Origin of the sequence: uncultured Tateyamaria sp., from assembly GCF_947503415.1 — a bacterium.
GTDB lineage: Bacteria > Pseudomonadota > Alphaproteobacteria > Rhodobacterales > Rhodobacteraceae > Tateyamaria.
On the sequence record NZ_CANNDS010000002.1, the window covers coordinates 789,657 to 809,345 of the forward strand.

Annotated in this window: 13 protein-coding genes and 1 pseudogene; all 14 read right to left on the minus strand. The window is 59.2% G+C overall.

Annotated features, from left to right (window positions below; translation table 11 throughout):
- Nucleotides 1-405: 405 nt before the first annotated feature.
- The 14 genes and pseudogenes from Q1A32_RS15080 to tssH all read right to left on the minus strand — a co-directional run bounded on the left by Q1A32_RS15080 (nucleotide 406) and on the right by tssH (nucleotide 19,688).
- The gene (locus Q1A32_RS15080) at nucleotides 406-1,410 is read right to left on the minus strand and encodes a hypothetical protein (protein ID WP_299654833.1); all 1,005 of its coding nucleotides are present in this window, start codon (nucleotides 1,408-1,410) and stop codon (nucleotides 406-408) included.
- 45 nt (nucleotides 1,411-1,455) lie between these two features.
- Nucleotides 1,456-2,181: a PP2C family serine/threonine-protein phosphatase gene (locus Q1A32_RS15085; RefSeq protein ID WP_299654836.1), complete on the minus strand. Its 726-nt coding sequence runs from the start codon at nucleotides 2,179-2,181 to the stop codon at nucleotides 1,456-1,458.
- 1 nt (nucleotide 2,182) lies between these two features.
- Nucleotides 2,183-2,788 (minus strand): type VI secretion system-associated protein TagF, encoded by a 606-nt coding sequence (gene tagF, locus Q1A32_RS15090; protein ID WP_299654839.1) that lies wholly within the window; start codon nucleotides 2,786-2,788, stop codon nucleotides 2,183-2,185.
- Between the two features lie 14 nt (nucleotides 2,789-2,802).
- A complete protein-coding gene (gene tssM / locus Q1A32_RS15095; protein WP_299654842.1) occupies nucleotides 2,803-6,393 on the minus strand; it encodes a type VI secretion system membrane subunit TssM in 3,591 nt (1,196 codons plus the stop codon).
- Nucleotides 6,394-6,397: 4 nt separating this feature from the next.
- On the minus strand, nucleotides 6,398-7,774 hold the full coding sequence (gene tssL / locus Q1A32_RS15100; protein WP_299654845.1) for a type VI secretion system protein TssL, long form: 1,377 nt from the start codon (nucleotides 7,772-7,774) through the stop codon (nucleotides 6,398-6,400).
- Nucleotides 7,775-7,801: 27 nt separating this feature from the next.
- Entirely contained in the window at nucleotides 7,802-9,136 is a 1,335-nt protein-coding gene (tssK, locus tag Q1A32_RS15105) for a type VI secretion system baseplate subunit TssK (RefSeq protein WP_299654848.1), read from the minus strand.
- Between the two features lie 23 nt (nucleotides 9,137-9,159).
- On the minus strand, nucleotides 9,160-9,597 hold the full coding sequence (gene tssJ / locus Q1A32_RS15110; protein ID WP_299654851.1) for a type VI secretion system lipoprotein TssJ: 438 nt from the start codon (nucleotides 9,595-9,597) through the stop codon (nucleotides 9,160-9,162).
- A gap of 11 nt (nucleotides 9,598-9,608) precedes the next feature.
- Nucleotides 9,609-10,901: a type VI secretion system-associated FHA domain protein TagH gene (gene tagH / locus Q1A32_RS15115; RefSeq protein ID WP_299654854.1), complete on the minus strand. Its 1,293-nt coding sequence runs from the start codon at nucleotides 10,899-10,901 to the stop codon at nucleotides 9,609-9,611.
- Nucleotides 10,902-10,906: 5 nt separating this feature from the next.
- Complete coding sequence (locus Q1A32_RS15120; RefSeq protein WP_299654857.1) at nucleotides 10,907-11,197, minus strand: PAAR domain-containing protein; 291 nt, start codon at nucleotides 11,195-11,197, stop codon at nucleotides 10,907-10,909.
- Nucleotides 11,198-11,199: 2 nt separating this feature from the next.
- Nucleotides 11,200-11,865: a hypothetical protein gene (locus tag Q1A32_RS15125; protein WP_299654860.1), complete on the minus strand. Its 666-nt coding sequence runs from the start codon at nucleotides 11,863-11,865 to the stop codon at nucleotides 11,200-11,202.
- 11 nt (nucleotides 11,866-11,876) lie between these two features.
- Nucleotides 11,877-13,877, minus strand: coding sequence for a type VI secretion system Vgr family protein (locus Q1A32_RS15130; protein ID WP_299654863.1), 2,001 nt, complete (start codon nucleotides 13,875-13,877; stop codon nucleotides 11,877-11,879).
- 53 nt (nucleotides 13,878-13,930) lie between these two features.
- Nucleotides 13,931-16,420: a type VI secretion system contractile sheath large subunit gene (locus Q1A32_RS15135; protein ID WP_366141240.1), complete on the minus strand. Its 2,490-nt coding sequence runs from the start codon at nucleotides 16,418-16,420 to the stop codon at nucleotides 13,931-13,933.
- Nucleotides 16,421-16,471: 51 nt separating this feature from the next.
- Nucleotides 16,472-16,939, minus strand: a pseudogene (gene tssB, locus Q1A32_RS15140) (type VI secretion system contractile sheath small subunit); the annotation flags it as partial.
- Between the two features lie 103 nt (nucleotides 16,940-17,042).
- Nucleotides 17,043-19,688, minus strand: a complete 2,646-nt coding sequence (gene tssH / locus Q1A32_RS15145; RefSeq protein ID WP_299654865.1) for a type VI secretion system ATPase TssH — start codon at nucleotides 19,686-19,688, stop codon at nucleotides 17,043-17,045.
- Nucleotide 19,689: the final 1 nt, after the last annotated feature.

Sequence of the window (19,689 nt, forward strand, 5' to 3'; positions counted from 1 at the left end):
ACCAAAGGAGCTTACGATGGCTGCATAAGATTACGCATTGCTCAAGGCATTTCTAGACAAATGCAAACTAATAAAGAAGGTGATGACAGTCGGAATGCAACCCCATCGAGGCTGGAATTTAGGCCGCACGTGACGCCCGGCATCAGCCCACTGGTCGATGCTATGCGCAAAGCATCTTGCCGCGTTCGTCTGTCCGTTTCAGTCCGATAGTCAGTCTCCTGTGCTGCAAAAACTCTGTCAAAGGGGCGGCATCAAAACGCGATAGGTCCACTCCGGGCCAAGCGTTTGGGGAAAAAGGGATGTCGATGAACTGGTTTGAACCACGCATCATCTGACAGCAAAGGCCCCATGCATCCGATCGCGGCGCCTTTTCGCGTCTGTCCAATATTTTGTCGAACATCGGACTCAAGAAAAGGGACAAAGGCTGCAGGGATCAAGCGGATCCATATCCAGCACAAGCTGCAGCGACGCGCTCAGCCCCAGCATAAGATTGGCTACAGGCAGGAAGCCGATTTGTGGCATCGTAAACCCCATCATCGGAGCGAAAATTGATGGCGACATAAGCCCCTCGCCCAGTTGGATCGACTCCAACGACGGCAACGCGTCCAGTTGCGCATTTAACGCAAGCGCAGGCATAGGCGGCATCGGAAAGGGCAGTGCACCCCAGAACCGCATCATCGCACGGATGGGTGCCAGCCCTGCCCCCGACAACCCCAGATCGCCGAAGGCCATCTTGATCGTTGCCAGCGAATTCAAAACAAGAGCAAGCTTGCTGAGTTGCGGAAACGAAAGTCCCAATTGCGGGGGCCGAACACTGGCCAGTCCGTGAAGTGCGCTCATCATTCCCGGAAAGGACCCGTCGTCCCCCAAGGTCGGCAGCTGAAATGTCTCGGTCAGGGACAGGAGGCTGGGCAAACCAAGCATTATGCGCGCCATACTCAACTGCGGCATTGGCATGGACATCCGAAAATGGTGCCCCGGATAGCTGACCGGTGGCATGGTGTACGACATATCAAACGGATCGATGCCAAGCGCGCGGAGGTCCAGCACCATGCGTGCGGCAAGGGCAAAGTTCAGAAGCGGACCGATCTTGAGTGAGGTCAACCAACCGAGATGCGGCCAGACATGCGTCATCATCGTGTCGCCCATCTGTTGCAGTGACAATTCCAGTGCAGGCAGATCCATCAATGGAAAGGTTCCGGCCACAAGCGCCAGCATCGGCGCAATCTGGAAAAGCCCGGCATTCGGCATCGACAACGTGGGCAGGTTCAGGTTGCTCAGATAGGCACCGAGCTGCATATCGAGCCGGTTCTCGGGCGTGATCGCAGGCAGGGCCACGGCCAGTTGCATTTGCAGCGGAACTTGCGGCAAAGCCATTGAAAAACTGGGGCGTATGACCGAAGGGATCATGGCAGCTGGTTGTTTGCAAAAGCAGACCATTGTTGGATCCTCCGTTCAGACTTCTACCGCGATGACGGAAATGTTGTCGGCGCCCCCACCGGCGAGTGCGACGCGCATCAGCTCGTCTGCCAAGGTGTCCAGCGGGGCATCCTGCATGATCCGTTTCAGCATTGCTTCGTTGGCGTACTTCGTCAGCCCGTCAGAGCAGAGCAGGAACCTGTCGCCCGGAACTATCGCGCCGCGGCGTTTTTCGATCCCGGGCACGGAACCCACGCCAATAGCATGGGTGATCTGATTGTTCTGGGCATGGTGTTCAGCCTGGTCCCACGTCAATTGCCCGGCTGCGACCAATTCACCAACGACGGAATGATCCTCGCTGATCATCTCCAGCATCCCGCCACGTAACCGGTACAGGCGGCTGTCGCCAGCCCAAAGGCACAGAAAATGATCACCCGACACAACAAGCAGCACAACGGTCGTGCCAATGATGGCACTGCCCCGGCGTGCGGCCTCGGCCTGAATGTCCCGGTGTGCCTGATGCAAAGCATCTCGAATGCGGCCAGGCAAGGAAGCTGGTGGCAGGTCCTCTGGAAGAGAGGACAACGCGTCGATAACCGTCTGACTTGCAAAATCGCCGCCCTGATGGCCGCCCATCCCGTCTGCAATCGCCCATAGTCCGAGGCTCGGTAGCGCCAGAATGGCATCTTCGTTGACCGGCCTGACAAGCCCCATGTGCGTCTTGGCGCTGTACCGCTGAGAGGACGTTTTGATGGGGGACATATCAGGCCTCCGAATGGGTCAGTTGAGCGTTTGCCCAATAGGGCGCATCGGTATCGAAAAGAGCTGCCGCCTCAGCGGGACGTATCGGCACCTGCGGTGCCACCATGACGCGGGCTTGATCCATGATTGTCGCAATCCAAAGCGAACCGACACCTTGGCCAAGCCCGGCGGTGTGGGGCAAGGAATTGAGAGCTGGCAGCTGAGCGAGGCGCGCGTCGAGCACGGCAATCCCACCATTTGCTTCGATCATCTCAAGCGCGATCGCCTCAAGCTGTTCCGCGACCATTTGCAGGGCAACATAGGCAGCCACAGGCGGCAAATCCGTTGCCGTCGCGATGCAAAACGGAAACCGTCGCCCGACCCGGTCGAGACTGGGCATCAAGATACCCGCCGCCCCGTGCGGCGCGAAGATCCCCGGCGCAATGCTGAAACGCCAGATCGGCGCACACAGATACGCCCCTCGCCAATGCGCATCACTCATCGTCTCACTGGCGGCAATCAGTGTCTGCTGCATCCAGGTATCCCATCCCGACACGAAAGCGGCGGACAGTCCGTGGCGCAGGAAATCTCCGGCAAAGGGCAACTTACCGTAATAGCCAAATGTCATGTCTGCGCCCTGCATCACAACGATGTCGGACAGCTGAACGTGTTGAGCGCGTCAAGCGTGAAGGGGTTCAACGCCGACCCCGCGCGCATCTGAAAGATCGCAATCCGCCCACCCACATTAAACACGATGCGGCTGCGATCACTGACATTGGTGCGCCTCACTTCCGCCGCGTCCAACAATCGAAACAGTGCCCAAGGCCCATCGAGCGAGATGTCATTGCGCACATCCGTCCGTACGGGTGTGAACGCCACGCGGGTCCGCGTGCCCTGCTCACCGGGCCACCGCAGCGCACTGGCTTGAGGCGGACCGTGGGCGTAACTCACGGTTTGGCCGCCCGACTCCAACGTCACCCGTTCCACGTTCGGATCAAGCGCCGACGGTGTGATCTCCATCGTCACATCAGGCAGACCCGGGGCCACGAAGAAGCTGTTCTTGATGTCGTCTGCGCGCTGGAATTGCTGCACAACTGCGTTCGAGACACCCACATCAATTCCGTTGACGCGGCGGATTTGCCAAGGGTCCTGCGAGGTGTCGACAAAGCGGGCCAGGTTTTCGTCAAAGAAAGTTTCCATTAGACCGCTGGGGCCAAAGAGACGACCGAAGTCCTGCAAGGTAACATCCGCTTGCGCTTGTCTGTCGAACGGGTATCGACCGTTGAGCGCGCGAGTGCAGAACGGCAAAACCTCGGACTGCCACTTTGTATTGATTTCGGACCGTGCCCCACCTATCGCCGCCCCTGCGGACGATTGCACCACTTGGGTCGCCCAACGTTCCATGGGGGCGGGCATCCGTCCAATCTCCGCTTGCAGGCGGGCTGGCGCGTTTTCACTATTGCCAAGCAGCGCCGTGCCAAGATTCTGACCAAGCGACAGGCGGTTCAACTCGTCATAGACATCCGTCATCAGCTGGATAACCCGGTCCAGTTCGGACGGACCTTCGGAACGATCAGTCAGACGGTGGATTTCCTGAAACCGGTCTTCGACGAATTGACCCGGTGGGACGGGGTCGGCATCCGGTATCTGGTCAAGCGTGCCGCGCACCGCGTTGAAAAAGTCCTCTGCATCAACGCTGATGCTTCCGACCAATTCATCAACCGCAAATTCCTGTGCCTGAGCCGCAGCCACGCCGGTCACCGCATCGACGGACGGCAACACAGTCAGGCGGGTTTGCTCGGTCACGCCCTCAAGCAAGTTGCGCAAGGGCGACACGGGGCCGGACAGAATGTTGATCACATCCGTGGCTTGCCCAAGATTGGACATCGGCAGGATATCAATATCCGCCAACAGATCGTCATAGCGGGCAACGAAATCCGTCTCATAGAGAGCCAAGACATCCCGGCTGATCAACGCAAGCGCCTGCGGGCTGTCTTCAATCTGCCCACCGGGACCAAGGATCAGACTGTCTCGTTGAATACGCTCTGCAGCAACGAGAATTTGAGGCAGGAAGAAGTTGTAAAAACCCTCGCGCGTATACACGCCATCAATCCCACTGCTGAGCGGCCGGCCCGACGGACGCACCAGCACTCGAGACGCGGCAGGCCCACCGAATTCAGTGATCCGAAACGGCGCCAAAGCCTGCGCTTGCGGAGACGTGACGATGCTCACGTAGACCCGTTCTGAAATTGGCGTTTCAGACAGGATAGCCTGCACCTGCGCGACCAACGGGCCATTCAACGCGATCTCTTGCATGGGCTGCCCAAGCAATTCGTTGAGGTGCCCTTGCAGGTCGTTCTGAAATTCCGGCTGCCCGACAAAGAGAGTTTCCCAATCTTCGGCCCACCATGCCGCGACATGGTCTGAGTCCATTGGAACCTGGAGACCCAGCATCATGTATGTTTTGAGCGCCTCGAACAGAACAGCGCTATCGTTGAGGTTCGACTGCATCACGTCCTCAAGCCGCACCAGCAGACGCGGCAGCATCAGGGTGTTGAGGGCCGCGCGGTAATTCTGCGCCGTTTCCGTACCGATCACATCGCCCTGATACAGCCCGTAGGTCAGCGCACGCGGTGGTTCAGGATCAGTGGCCGCAGGATTGCCGGGCAAGTCACGCAAAATGTTGAGACCGGGCACGATTGGCACCAGATCCTGATCGGCAATGGGACTTTGGGGAATGTTCGCGGCCAACACTTGGAAGGTTGAAATCTTTGCACTCGTCTGCGCAATCAGCCCTCGGTTGCCGACAAAGCTATTCACGAGCACACCGGTGACCAATGCAAAGGCTGTAACACCTGTCGCAATAGCGCCACGCGTTGCCCAGCGCGTGCGCCGTTCAACCGCATCATCGCGCGAAACGAGCCCCGCCTCCCCAAAGATCACGTCCGTCATAAGCCGGGTGAGAAAGAAGCTGCGCCCTTGCCCCTGACCGGTGCCGATGGCTTGCCGCCCTATCCCGAAATTGCGTGCCATCCCCGCCATCAACCTGTCGATGGGCATGCCTTCCTGTGTGCCCGAGGTGAAATAGACGCCACGCAAAAGCAGCGGATCACTGTAGCGGCTTTCCTGAAAAATCTCTCCCAAGAACCGCTCTGCCGCTTCGCGCAAGCTGGCCATTTGGGTTGGGAAGCCCGCGATGAGGGCACGGCGCTGAAAGTCCGTCTCGGTTTGCATCCGTTCAAGGCTGTGATCGCTAAGGCGTGCGACCAGCCCATCGAATTCTGATCGAAAGTTATCTGTCACGGGTGTGGCCACGCCATTGTCAGCTTCAAGCGGGAAAGTAATGCCCCACACCTGCTCTCGTTCTTTGCTGCCCAGCCCGTCAAAAAATTCTTGAAAACCCGCGACAAGATCGGCCTTCGTTAGAACGACATACACGGGGAAGCTGACGCCAAGCCTGTCGCGTAGTTCTTGCAACCTGATCCGGATTGCCTGTGCATGGCTCGCGGCGGTAACGTCATCCATTTCCGACAAATCGGACAGGCTGATTGCAACCAGCGCTCCGTTGATCGGCTGGCGGCTGCGGTATTTCTTGAGCATCTCCAGAAATCCAGTCCAGGCACGACCGTCCGAAGTCGCATTGCTGTCCTGCGTCGTATACCGGCCGGCGGTGTCCAGCAGGACGGCATCATTGGTGAACCACCAATCGCAATTCCGGGTCCCACCGACACCGCCAACGGCTTCTTTGCCGATTGTGTCAGCCAGCGGGAACTTGAGGCCGGAATTTACAATCGCGGTGGTTTTGCCCGCACCGGGCGGCCCGATCATGATGTACCACGGCAATTGGTACAGATGACCCTTGCCGAGCCAGCCACCGGTCCTGCTTTTGCGAAGCGTTTGCAGCGCGGTTTTGAGCCGGGTGCCAATCTCGTTCAGTTCGGAGTGTACGGCATCGTCTTCCGCAGTATCCTCGGCGACCTGCTTGGCCATTTCCTCGGACATCTGGGTGTCACGCGACCGCCGAACAAGCAGAATGATCAGAACGAAGATCGTTGCGGCGGCCAAGATCGAAAACGTCGCCGCCACCCGATCGAGGATCGTATCGAACGGACGCACACCTGCAATCTCCAATAGCGGCCCGAGATACCACAAGGGTCCCAACAACAACGCAGCAGTAAAGACCACGATACCAATCGGAGACAGTGCGGCGTGTTTGAAAAATCTGCGGATCATGGCTTTAGCCTGCCTCTATAAGGATGACGTCGATACGCCGGTTCTGCGCGCGCCCGTCCGGAGTGTCGTTCGTGGCGATTGGGTCGTTATCTGCGCGACCTTCAGCGGTGATCCGGTTCGGATCGCTTAGTGTGGTGACGATCTTGTCCATCACGGATTCCGCCCGGGCGAGAGACAGCGCCAAGTTCGAAGGAAAGCGCGCGGTGCTGATGGGGACATTGTCGGAATGGCCCGCAACAATGATCCGACCGGTCTCAGGCTCAAGTGCCGCGGCGACCCGGTCGATCAGTGGACCAATGTCTTCACGCAACACGTCGGAACCTGATCCAAACATCCCCTGACCATTAATGCGCACCAAAACCGTGTTGCCTTCGCGCGTGACGGTCACCAGCTCCTGCGCAATTTCGGGGGCCAGAAAGGTGCTGATGCGATCTAGGTCATTGACCTGATCAGGAGGTGGAAGCGGCGCCGGGGGTGGTGGTGGTGCCGGTCGTGCAAGAGTGATCGGCCCGCCAAGATCAAGTGCAAGGATCTGACCACGCACGCGTTCGGTGTCCAGGCTCAGCAGAAAGGACAGGACAAAGAATGCCAGGGCGGTCAGCGCCGTCGTCAGCCCCGCCAGCAACCACACCGGCATCCAGATCGACAGTACGCGATGCGCCACCTTCAACCCCTGCCAATGTGGCGAAAGATCAGGTTCCGCCCTGCCCCGCTGCGCCCGAATGGTGCGCGCCAGTCCGTCGCGCACGGCAAGGTGCTTTTCCACGCCGCGTGACGCGACACGCAGGCGCCCCTCGAACCCGAGGCTGAGGCACATGTAGAGAAATTCGAGCAAATCCCGATTGCTGCCAGGATCAGCCTGCAATCGATCCAGCAGGTCGTAAAACCGCTCGCCGCCGTGGGTCTCCTTGTGAAATGTGCCCACCATGCTTTGCTGCGCCCAGATGCTGTTGCCGCCCCACGGCGTGTTCAGCACAACGTCATCGACCGTGGCGCAGATCGCATAGCGTGCCACCTTGACGATCTGACCCGGCACGCCCGCGACGGATGCACGGGTCTCAAAGGCTCGAATTTGGGACACGACACTCTCGCGCAGCTGAGCCGCGTCGGCATGTTGTGCGCGGTTGCGAATGCGGCCAACCAATTGAAACAGAGGCGAGGCAGCGGCGCAAAGCGCATTGAACCCGGCAACAACATCCGGCGTCAAAGCAGCTTTCGGATTGGGTGTGGTCACCACAGGTGCCGTACTGGTTTCAACGTGTTGCATAGGCGCCGCCTGTGGTGGCAGCGGCGCGGGTTCAGGACGTCGGCCACCCGGATTGAGACGGATCACCGTTTTGTCGGTGTCGGTGGCTTCTGCGAAAGGGTCGTCCTGGGTCATTGTTATCTCTCCTGCGCGTGTCCGGCATCAGCGGATCGCCCACAGCTCCATCTCAAGATCCGGGAATTCGCCCGCCACGTGGATCGCCAACCCACCCGAGGCGCGCATTTGCTTCCAATACGGGTTCGCACGATCCAGCTCGAAATAGACGACGCCCGCGTGGTAGGGCACTTGGCGCGGCGCGACGGGCAAGGCGCGCAGATCAACGCCCGGCAGGGCCGAGTTGACCAACTGACGGATATCCTCGACCGGCCCCAATTTGGCTTGCGATGGAAAGTGCCTGCGCACGCTTTCAGGCGGCACATTGGCCCTGGCAGCCAGCACGAAGCTGGCGCTTGTCAGAAGGGACTTGTCCTCGACCATCGCCACGGACACGCCGTAGTTCCGTGCCTGAAGCGGGATCGCAACGGCGTTTTGCTCCAGAACCATGCTCAGGTTCTCGCGGAGCGCCCGGATCACAGGCTGAAACACAGCGGTCAAATCGGCGTGGCGGTAGATGGGGAATTCCGGTGCGATCTTGTCAGCAGTCATGAAAGTCGCCAACTGACCGGCAAGACCCACAAGCTGCTGGTAGATCTGAGCGGGATGGGCGTTTTCGATGCTCAGCAAATGGCGGATCTGAGGCAACGCCGCGTTGATTGCTATCAACAGAAGGAAGTCAGAAATTTCAGCCACGCCCTTGGCAGCACCGGTTTGGCTGAGGCGACCAGACAACGCATGCGCCCTGTGGCTGATCAGCCCTTCAAGTTCCTGCAAAAAGTCATGCAGCGGTGGTGCGGCGCGGGCATCAAGGCAGGACGCCATGAACCCTTTGTCCAACACGATCTCACCGTCAGCGCGCACCTCGACGATACGGGCAATCGGAATGGCCAGCCGGTCTGTCAACTCGTCCACATCCAGCGCAAGCATCATCCGCAACTTGCCAACGGCAAGGTCCACAGGGCGACGGTCCCGACCTGTACTGTCGGTGATTTCAATCTCACTTGGCACATACCGCGAGCGCGCGGCCGGGTCCTCTGTCAGATCCACCTCGTTTGCGCCTTGCCGCCGTGTCGGCACAGTCAAAAAGACAACGGCATTCTTTACCGTTTCCGGCACGTCGAGCGCGGCGGGATGCGCGTCCACCTCCGGGATGCGAAACGCAACACCATCCGGGGTCAAGCCGGAGGCCGAAGTCACAGCGATCTTGCCCAATCGCAACAACTCGGCATCAAGGACCAGTTCCCGCACGCCCCAGGCATAGGGCGCGACAGAACCTGCCAGACCGGACACCAATGCTTCCAGGTAGCGATCCTGCTGTTGGAAATGGTGCGGCTGGAGGAACAGGCCTTCTTGCCAGATGACTTTGTTTTGCCAAGACATGCGGTGGGCTCCTTCGGGGCGCGTCAGCGGATAACGACGCGATTACCGGTCAACGTCACCTGAACCGGGTTCGGCGCGTTCGGAACGAGCGTGCGGACTGCCAGAAACGCGCCGTTGATATCGCGAAACGCCGCGACAACGCCGATTGCGGCGGGCGGGGTGGCAAAGCTTTTGGTGTCGGCCACGGTGCGTCCGGGTGCGAGGCTGAACGGGCTCACGGACACCAGATCGGCACCGAGCGTCGCTTCGGGTTGTTCAAAAACCGCAAAGAAGTCGGACGATCGGAAGCGCTCCGTATCATTGAGGTAGTAGACCTTGACCTGCGCCGGTGCCCCGCCATTCATGTCGGCAGCCCCGGTGATGGATAAGGTCACGGTGGTCGGCGCAGGACCTTGCTCAGCGCAGCCCGCTAGGATCGAAAGCGCCATCGCGCAGACCAGAAATGCAATGCGGTTGAACATGTCTTGTCCCTTCAAAGTTTGGTGATCTGTTGTTCGTAGGCGCGGGAAAATTCCTTGCCGAACGTCGACTGAAAATCGTCCTCGGTCTGGCGGGCCAACCGTTCATGATGGCGCACATAGGCATCCCAGCACTGCGCTTTCCGGTTGCCGCGCAATCCCCCAAAACCAGAGGCGTTTTCAATCTTTGCGGAGACTTCGTTCGGCCCAAGCTGCGCCAAAAGACCCGATAGAGCCGCCTGCATGCCAGTCATCGTCGCAATCTCATGGGCCTTGATGTCGCGCAGAACCTCAGCGGCCGCACTTTGTGGATCCTGATATCCGCGCCCGGCAGGTTTCAGCATCGCTTCGATAGCCTGCTCCACGCTGACAGAGAATTTCAGCGGATTGTTCTGGTCAGCCCCGATCATTGTCCGTGCGACCCGCATCTCACTTTTGAGAGCCGCCCGGGTCATCATGATGTCGCGCATTCCAGCGATCATCGTGGCCATGACCCGTCCCATACGGCCCATCACTTCTTCGGCCCGTTCTGGCGGGATACTCAGGTCTGTGACGCCGAGGCCCGCAACGAAGGCCTGCACAGCCGCATCAGCTTCCGCGCCTTGCGGTTGACTGGCAGGCACCGGAGTTGGAGCAGGTGAAGCCTCAGGAATGGGCATTTGTTCAGGTTCTTGCGCAGGCGTTTCCTCCGCAGGTGGAACTACCAACCCGTCTTCCCAGTCGTCAGGTATGACGGTGTTCAGTGCGCGTGGCGCGACAAAGTGATCTCGCTCGGCGGGCGTGTGATCCGGTGCGCTGGCCCCGATTTGAGGATGCGCATCAAACGGATCGCTGCTCATGGATTGCGCTGCATCGACAGGCCCACTCAACAGGGCGTCAAGGAACGCGCTGTCTTCATCATCGATCCCCGCCAAAGGAGTTTGACCGGACGGTGCCGCGGCAGGTAATGAATCCGGCAAGTCGCGCGAAGGGTTGTCCGCGTCGCAAACCTCTTCGTTGATATTGACGACAAGTTCGAATTCGCCCAAAAGGATCACGTCACCAGAACTCAATGGTGTAGGCGTGGCTTCAAGCCGGTCCTCCTGATAATTGAGGAACGTGCCGTTGGTCGACATATCCGTGACAACAAAGCTCTCGCCACTCCGTTCGACGACGCAGTGCCTTTTTGAAAGGTGACGATCCGGATCAGGCAGCACGAGGTCGTTGTCGTCGCCCCGCCCTACAGTGATCGTATCGCCCGCCATCGTCACCTCGATCGGCGCATTTGTTGACGAACCGGCATGATGTGCTTTCAAGGAGAGTGACATCGCCTTCAGCCTCCGATCAGCACGGTCAAGCAACCCATCACGATTGCGCCGCCATGAGCACACGTATCCCCCATACGGGCCTGTGGTTTCTTGCCGGTGAGTACGGTCATCGACCCTTTGGCCACGATGTCCGGCGGGCCAACACAGACCGCCATCGCCGTGGCAGTCGCCGCTGGCATCATGCCGATCAAGACGGTTGGCGTCGGTGTGACAACGGGACCGCCAACATGCGGCACAACACCGGTCACCATCGGGCAGACGTGCATGTCTGCAACTCGGGCGGCGGGCAATGTCATGGCTATACCTCGTTCGGGTTGGCGGCTGTGCCAGCACCTGATGTACTGGCGGTTCCTTTGGTAAGTGCCGCCTTGTCCGAATTTGGTTCGATTTTACCGTTCCCACCGCGTGCAATATTCAGCCCACGCTCGAGAAAGAGTGCACTGCGCTCGGCTACAGTGGCTTCGTCCGCGTAAAGCGCGATCAAAAGCATGCTGTAGACCGCGGCACCCACGGCGCCATTTGGGGCCGCGTGATCATCGAACTCCCCCGGCCCCATTGTGCCATCGGCAAAACACGCGGCCATGGCACAAAACACCGTATCGTCATCTTGTTTCGCGGCATCCAACGCCTCGCGTGCGGCAAGCCGCGTGTCGAAACCTGGCTGCCGCACCCATTGCTCAGCGGCGCCGACAGCAGAGGTTTGGGCGCCCATCTCGCGTGCGGCAAGGCAGGACCACCAGGTCGCCTCGCGCGGTGGAAGGGTGTGCGCCAGAATTTGCAGCATATCGAGGAGCGCGGACTTGTTGTGAAGTTCCGCAAGAACCTCGGATGCCGACGCGCTTGCCGGTGCATCCAGTTCGGTCTGCAACGTTACACTGTGCTTTGTGAGGACGCGGGCTGCGGGGCCGGGCGGCAGTTTGTGCAAGTCGTCAAATGAAAGACCAGCTGGTGATGGATGGGACATCGCGACCACCTCTAGTTGATCATGGTCAAGCTGCCCTTGACCATCAAAATACCGGAGGACTTCAACTGGGTCATGCCGCCACCTTCGAGCTTGAGCATCCCCTTGCCACTGAGCGACGCTTGTCCCTTGCCCTCAAGCGCCAGCTGACCACCAGCGTTTATCTTGGCGGTGGCCGACGCCTTCACCTCGACCTGCGGCGCCGAGATCGTGATACCGGTAGGCGTCATCTCGATCTGCGCACCGCCGCATTTCAAAGTGATCTTGGATTTCGCCGTCACCGTCAGCGCTGTGCCCACATCCATCTCGGCGCTCTTGGCCACGTCCAGACTGTGCGTGCCGCCAATCGTTTCGGTCTTGTCGCCGTGGATGGTCTGCTTGAGAAAGCCCTTGTCCTTGTGGCCAAGACCAACCTCGATCTCGGCGTTATTCTTGATGATCTGCTTGAAGTCGCGCTCGGATTGCAGACGCACGAACTCCGCGCCTTTCTTGTCCTCAAACACCAGCTCGCTAAAGCCGTTTCCGCCCTTGGAACTGTCTGTCTTGATGCCCATCTGCGTGGCATTGCCGGGCAGTGGGAACGGGGACTTTGTGTCGCCATTATAGACCATGCCGGTGATAATTGGTCGGTCGGGATCACCCTGTTCGAACTGAACGACGACTTCCTGCCCGACGCGTGGAATGGCCATCATGCCCCATCCCTTGCCGCTCCAGGGCACAGTCGACCTGACCCAGCAAGATGACGTCTCATCCTGCTTGCCGTCGCGGTCCCAATGGAACTGGATTTTCACCCGACCGAATTTGTCAGTCCACACCTCCTCCCCGGCCTTGCCAACCACCACGGCTGTCTGCACTCCGGGGTTCTCCGGACGGGGCGTGCGCGCAGGAGCACGGTATGGCTCACGAGCGGGCTGGACCTCGATGCTGCAGCGGTAAAGGTCTGGATTGGTGCCGGCATCAAAATCCAGCACGGGACCCAGGATCGCATCCACGATATCTCGATCTTCAATGATCACATCGATCTGTATTTGATGTTGCGCGCGAACGACCAGGTAATCGTTGTTCTCGGCTTTGCGGGGGTGCTTGTTCAGCTTGAATGTTGCCCCCACAAGCATCTGCCGAACGCTGCCCACGGCCCGCGCCCGGTGGGTTTGCGCAGCGAACCCTTCGACTTTGACCCGCGCCTGATGTTCGCCCGTTCCGGCACTGACGTGACGGCCCGGGTAATCATAGATTTCATAGCCATTGTGCGCGCTGCGCCCCTTCGGCAATGACTTGACCGAAGACAGGTCGGTCTTGGGCTTTTCAAAATCGTAGCTCTGCAGCGACACCTTTCCCGGGCGTATCTGCTCAGACCCGCGCCATTCGTAGATGTGATCCTCATCCCGGAACATATCGGCGGCGCGCACATAGTAGTTCAGCTGTCCGTGGTCGATGAGCGGTTCATGACTGCTGGCGTCGTCGGCAAGGATCAGGGTTTCGCGAGTCTGGTCGTATTGGTGAAAGTAGTAAATGCCCTCCTCCTCCATCAATCGCGAGATGAAGTCGAAATCGCTTTCACGGTATTGCACGCAATAGGTCCGTTTTTCGAAGCGGTGCTTTGTCTTGTCCTTGAAGTCCGAAAAACCGTGTGCGCCGAAGACATCCTTGATGATCTCGATCACGGTCTTGTCTTGGAAAATCCGGCAGTTGTTCGTTTGGGTCAAAAACCACACCCATGGACGCAACTCCGCCCGGAAGTAGCCTTGGCTGCCTGATGCGCCAAGGAATTCAGCCGACACGCAGCGCGCTTGAAAATAACGTGTTTTCTTTTTGGGCGCATCCAGGTCGATGCGCATCCGCTCACCCACCAGCTTTTGCAGATCAAGGTCGAGGTCCGTGGACATGAATTCGACGGTCATGTGGGGGATTTCGCTCAGGGCTTCGTCGACCTGCGCGCGCACAAGATAGCCTTTGATGCGATTGGGCAAGATCAGCGTCGCTGGCCGGTTTTCCAAAAGGATATCCTTGGACATTCAACATACCTCCCGGCTGGGCGCGCACGCGTGGGTGTTGCGGCACATGCCCATCACAAATCCTCCATCAAGGCGGCCAGCTCGGGATCCACTTCGTCGTCGTCATCGTCCCCGTCTTGATCGTCGTCGTCGCCAAATCCAGCAAGCAATGCGTCAAGGTCGTCGCCGTCCTCATCATCATCGGCGGCATCGTCGTCCCCGCCTAAATCAAAGCCGTCCAGATCATCGTCGTCATCGTCATCATCGCTGCCAAAGCCGAGATCATCGTCATCGTCGTCCGAAAACTGGTCGTCGTAATCCTCACCCGCGCCGCCGGGGCGGGAAGGTCCGAAGTCGTCCGTATCTCCGGGGTTTGCCGTGGCTTCGCGTGTGAAATCGAGGGTGGATTTGAGCCCACCGAGCCCTGTCCCTGCCCCTGCGCTTTGCCCCCAGGGACCCGCCAAGAGGCCGGCGCCCAGACCTTGAAACGACCCTTGCCGCACCTCGGTCCGACCCTTGATCGACAAGAGCGGGATGTACCCACGGGCCACAACCTCAGCCATTGTACGCGTGTTCAGCAACCGACTGGTGCACGGGAGGGCGATCTGATCGCCGTGTTGGTCTGTGATGTAATGCAGCGGCAGATCGCCCACCGACATTACATCGCCCAGCTTCATTGCCTTGCCTTTCTGGTTCACCGTCTCACATAGCAGCAAGGCCGACAGGACCACCGGATTGGCCCACAGCATGCCCTTCAATCCATCGCGAAGAGTGAATTCCTCGAAATCGAACGGATCCACTGGCTCGGTTCGCGCACCGTAAGGCAGGCGCAGCAGGAAACGGGGCGCGGCCAATCCGACATATGATGCCTCTGGCAATGCCCGCAGGCCATCCCAGGATTGCGCCACCAGTGGATGGCGTTCGTGCTTGGGTGTTTCGAGGAAGCTGTCGGAAATCGCGGTCAGGAAGGGTGCATTCATCCAGTCGCTGATCTTGGCCATACGAGCCATCAAATCCGCATGGGGCGGTGTCTCTTCCAACGTGTAGAGCCCGAAAATCGCAGACAATGGCCCTTGCGCATCGTCCAGCCGCGGCTCTTCGGCCAGCATCTGAAAGAGGCCAGTTCGCGCAAGGTCTTCTTCCGATGCGAGATCGGCCGCCCACTCCTCTGCCGAGATGTCATACAGCACGATTTCAAGCCCCGCACCGGTTGTGATCCGGCGGGCCAAAAGCTCCAGCGAACGCCATGTGCTTTCAACGGCCTGAAAATCCGGATGGTGCAGAATTGCGCTCATCGCGCCAGACAGGGCTGCATCGACAGCCGCCAGCATCGCTGGTTGATCGGGGTCGGGTGCGGCCTGCACATAAGGGCCGACGATACGGCCGATCAGATCTTCGGCAGGCGAGGCTGCGCGCAAAGCGCCAGAGTTGTCGCCGATCAGAGATTGGAACGCGCTCAACTTCAGGTCGGCGGGCACGGTGGCACCGCGCGCACGGGTTCGGTTGGCCGCTTTTGCATCGCCGAAAAGGGTGGCCCATTCCTGCAACTGCGCAATATCCTGGGTGCTGTTTCCAGCGACCAGCCGTCTGCGCAAGTTGGACAGTTCGTCAAATAGCGGAACGTTCTCATAGAGATTGTCGGGGTGAAGGTCGTCGAGCTCCGACAAGGTGACTTCAACGCCCGCCCCGTCCAGCCCAATTGGCAAAACAAGCGTGGTCGCGAACCGCTTGATCACATCTTCGAGCGTATCGACGTCGAATTTGATGGGCTTGCGACGGGCGAGGTCCGCCCCAATTTCCAGCGCGCCCTTGCTGGCCCGACCGGTGAAATCCCCAAGGATTGCGACGCGGAACGTAGACCGGTTTGCTTCGCGATCCTCGGGCTTGGGCAGATCAAGGCTGCCGTGGGGGGAAGGCTCCGCCTGTTCGGCGGGATCTGCGTCTTCCTGCAGGTCCGACTCTATCGATTCTTCGTCAGGTTCGTCGGTCGTTTCTTCCGGAGACAGATCCAGATCTTCTATGGAACCGTCGGCAAGATCTCCCGCGTCCAAATCATCAGGAACATCCAACTGCTCATCCGATACGTCCTGGACATCCTCAGAATGCATCTCGTTGGATTGAGCATCAGAATTATCCGTAAGTTCAGCCGCTTCCACGGTTAGTTCAACGGCATCTACATCATCTTGAATGCCTTCTTCGATGGCTATGTCATCTGACGTCGCAGTCGCATCGGCGGCGTCTATATCATCTTCGTTTGCGTCCAATGCGCCGTCGTCCGAGTTGTCCTCGATCAGGTCAAGATCGACCACACTGTCGTCAACCACTTGCTCCTCGAAGTCAGGCGTCGACGGCCCTTCATCAATTTCTAGCACGGCCTCTGTCGAGCGACTAATGTCCGTCTCGTCGCGGTTACCTGAAGCTGCAAGATCGGCCAACGCAGAGTCGATTGCATCTTCCGGATCGGGCGCGCTTGTTTCGTCGGGGTCCAGTGCCGCCAAAGCCGAGAGCACTGCATCGGTGTCATCGACAACTTCCTGCTGTGTAATGCTTGCCGCGTTCCGCATGGTATCCAGCGCCGCATCGGTCTGGTTTGCCACCGCGCCGGAGCCCGCCAGTGCTGCAACGGTTTCCGGATCGTTGATCAGCCGCGCAATCAGGTCTTCGGCTTCGGATTTGCCATCCATATAGGTGCGCAGATGCTCAAGCTGGGTACGCGCTTCAAGCAGTTGGTTCAGCGGCGCCACGTTGCGGGCCACTGCGGCAGGTGAAAAATCGTCCATCTTGTCGAATGTCAGATCGACAGCGATGTTGCCCTCTCCAGTCAGAGTGTTAGGCACTGAAAAAGCCGCGCGCGGTTTGATCGACTTCATCCGGTCGTCAAAATTGTCCACGTCGATTTCCAGAAACTTTCGATCTGCCACAGCGGGCAAAGGGTCTTCGGACTTGCCCGACAGATCTGCCATCACGCCCATCACGAACGGCAGCTGGATCGTCTTTTCTGCGCCGTAAAGCTCCACATCATATTCGATCTGGACGCGGGGCGCGCGATTGCGGGCGATGAATTTCTGGCTGCTTTTGGACATCGGACAGGCTTCCTTACAGACGTTCAGTCAGTAAGTGCCGGCCGCACGGCTCAAGGTTCAGCACCCGAACAGAAAAACCGCAATTCCGGGCGCAACTCCAAACCTAGTCGAATGCGTAGGAGAATTGGCCATCCGCAACATCAATGGCCATTTTGGAGACGTGTCCGCCGTCAAGTTGGCGGGTCAGCACCTCGCTCGACAGAGCGGGAAGCATCGTGTTGGTAACGATGGCGTCGATCATCCGACCACCGCTTTCAACTTCGCGACAACGCGAGACAATCGTATCGACGACCGCATCCGAATAGCAAAACGGCACGTCGTAGGCCGCCTGAACACGGGCGCCGATCCGGTCCAATTGCAACCGCGTGATCTGGCCGATCATGTCCGGGTTTAGCGGATAGTAGGGAATGGTGACGATCCTGCCCAGAAGGGCGGGTGGAAACACCTCGAGCAACGGCGCGCGCAACGCCTTGGCTATGCCCTCAGGCTCAGGCATCAGATCAGGATCGGCACACAGGTCCATGATAACGTCTGATCCGACATTCGATGTCATCAGGATCAGGGTATTGCGAAAGTCGATCCTGCGACCTTCACCGTCCTCCATCACCCCCTTGTCAAACACCTGAAAAAAGATCTCGTGAACATCTGGGTGCGCCTTTTCAACCTCATCCAGCAAGACAACGGAATAGGGTTTTCGGCGCACGGCCTCGGTCAGTACGCCTCCTTCGCCGTACCCGACATAGCCGGGCGGCGCGCCTTTCAGGCTGCTGACCGTGTGCGCCTCCTGATATTCGCTCATGTTGATCGTGATGACGTTCTGTTCGCCACCGTATAGCGTCTCGGCAATCGCCAGCGCCGTTTCGGTCTTGCCGACCCCGGATGTCCCGGCCAGCATGAAGACCCCGATGGGTTTCGACGGGTTGTCCAGCCCAGCGCGCGAGGATTTCACACGTTTGGCGATCATCTCCATGGCATGGTCCTGACCGATAACCCGTTGCGAAAGGTGCTCTGCGAGGTTCAGGACGGTGCGCATCTCGTCCCGCACCATTCTGCCCACCGGGATGCCGGTCCAATCGGCGACGACTGACCCGATGGCGGCGGCATCCACGATGGGCAACATCATCGGCGTCTCACCCTGCAGTGCTTCAAGCGCGGCTTGCGTAGAGCGCAAGGTTTTCAATGCGGCTTCGGCACTGTCAGACGTTTCTGCAGATTGCACCTGAGCGCGAAGATCCATGATCTGAATGACCAGTGCCTTTTCCGCCTCCCATTGCTCTGTCAGGGTGACCAGCCGAGCGGTTTCCACCTCTAGCCCCTCTTGGGCGGTGCTGCGCCGCGTGCCAATCTGCGCCCCTGCGGCTTCGTCCCGGTTGATGATCTCCAACTCGGTTTGCAAGCCCGCGATCCGTCGTCGGCAATCATCCACGGGTGCCGGTGTCGCGTGCAGACTGATGCCCACACGTGCACAGGCCGTGTCGAGCACACTGACCGACTTGTCCGGCAATTGCCGTGCTGGAATGTAACGCGCCGAAAGACGCACGCTGGCCTCTAGCGCCTCGTCGAGGATTTGCACATTATGGTGTCGCTCAAGCGTTTCGGACACACCGCGCATCATCAAAAGAGCGGTTGTTTCGTCGGGCTCTGCCACTTGGACCACTTGGAACCTGCGTGTCAAAGCCGGGTCTTTTTCGATGTGCTTTTTGTACTCAGCCCAAGTCGTGGCGCCGATAGTGCGCAGCGTCCCACGCGCAAGCGCGGGCTTGAGCAGGTTGGCAGCGTCGCCGGTACCTGCAGCCCCACCCGCGCCTACCAGTGTATGGGTTTCATCCACAAACAAGATGATCGGGACCGCGCTGGCCTGCACCTCGTCAATGACACCGCGCAGACGGTTTTCGAACTCACCCTTCATCGACGCACCTGCCTGCAACAGTCCGATATCCAATGACAACAGTCGCGCCGCGGACAGCGATGGCGGCACGTCACCGCGCACGATGCGCAGTGCCAGCCCCTCGACCACTGCCGTTTTTCCGACCCCCGCTTCACCCGTCAGGATCGGGTTGTTCTGGCGGCGGCGGATCAGCACATCGATAATTTCGCGAATTTCAGGGTCCCGGCCAACGATGGGATCAATCTGCCCCTCGCGCGCGCGTTCCGTCAGATCGGTGCAAAATTGCGCCAAAGCCGACCCATCCTGGCCTGACGCGGCCATTGCAGACGACGCCTCCCCCGGTTCTGAACCTAAGCGCGATCCGTCCTGCGCAGGTAATTCGGCTTCTGGTGAACCCTCCACCGCCGCATCAAAGTCATGCGAAAGGGCCTGTGCGTCCAAACCTTCCAATTCGGTGGAGATCAGACGCAAGACGTTCTTCAAGCCCGGTGTAGACAAGATCGCCAGCAACAGATGTCCTGTGCGCACCCGCGATACCCCGTAGGCAAGGGATGCTTGGACCCACGCGCGCTCTACGGCCTCCTCCAAGTGTGGCGACAAGTCTGAGATGGCCGTCGCGCCGCGCGGCAAAGCATCCAATGCACGCTGCAGTTCCGTCGCAATCCGGCTCTCATCCAGATCAAAATAGTGGATGATCCGGTGCAGGTCGCTGTCATGACCGTTCAGAATTTGGTGGATGAAATGGGCCAATTCCACATACGGGTTCCCGCGCATCTTGCAAAAAACGGTTGCGCTCTCGATGGCCTGGAACGCGCTCGTGTTGAGCTTTCCAAACAAGGCGACACGGCTGATCTCGGACATT

Bases quoted from the DNA above. Each gene is read 5' to 3' on its own strand.
- Q1A32_RS15080 (WP_299654833.1), bottom strand. From the start codon at position 1,410: ATGATCCCTTCGGTCATACGCCCCAGTTTTTCAATGGCTTTGCCGCAA.
- tagF (WP_299654839.1), bottom strand. From the start codon at position 2,788: ATGACATTTGGCTATTACGGTAAGTTGCCCTTTGCCGGAGATTTCCTG.
- tssM (WP_299654842.1), bottom strand. From the start codon at position 6,393: ATGATCCGCAGATTTTTCAAACACGCCGCACTGTCTCCGATTGGTATC.
- Q1A32_RS15085 (WP_299654836.1), bottom strand. From the start codon at position 2,181: ATGTCCCCCATCAAAACGTCCTCTCAGCGGTACAGCGCCAAGACGCAC.
- Q1A32_RS15125 (WP_299654860.1), bottom strand. From the start codon at position 11,865: ATGTCCCATCCATCACCAGCTGGTCTTTCATTTGACGACTTGCACAAA.
- tssH (WP_299654865.1), bottom strand. From the start codon at position 19,688: ATGTCCGAGATCAGCCGTGTCGCCTTGTTTGGAAAGCTCAACACGAGC.
- Q1A32_RS15130 (WP_299654863.1), bottom strand. From the start codon at position 13,877: ATGTCCAAGGATATCCTTTTGGAAAACCGGCCAGCGACGCTGATCTTG.
- tssK (WP_299654848.1), bottom strand. From the start codon at position 9,136: ATGTCTTGGCAAAACAAAGTCATCTGGCAAGAAGGCCTGTTCCTCCAG.
- tssL (WP_299654845.1), bottom strand. From the start codon at position 7,774: ATGACCCAGGACGACCCTTTCGCAGAAGCCACCGACACCGACAAAACG.
- Q1A32_RS15135 (WP_366141240.1), bottom strand. From the start codon at position 16,420: ATGCGGAACGCGGCAAGCATTACACAGCAGGAAGTTGTCGATGACACC.
- tagH (WP_299654854.1), bottom strand. From the start codon at position 10,901: ATGTCACTCTCCTTGAAAGCACATCATGCCGGTTCGTCAACAAATGCG.
- Q1A32_RS15120 (WP_299654857.1), bottom strand. From the start codon at position 11,197: ATGACATTGCCCGCCGCCCGAGTTGCAGACATGCACGTCTGCCCGATG.
- tssJ (WP_299654851.1), bottom strand. From the start codon at position 9,597: ATGTTCAACCGCATTGCATTTCTGGTCTGCGCGATGGCGCTTTCGATC.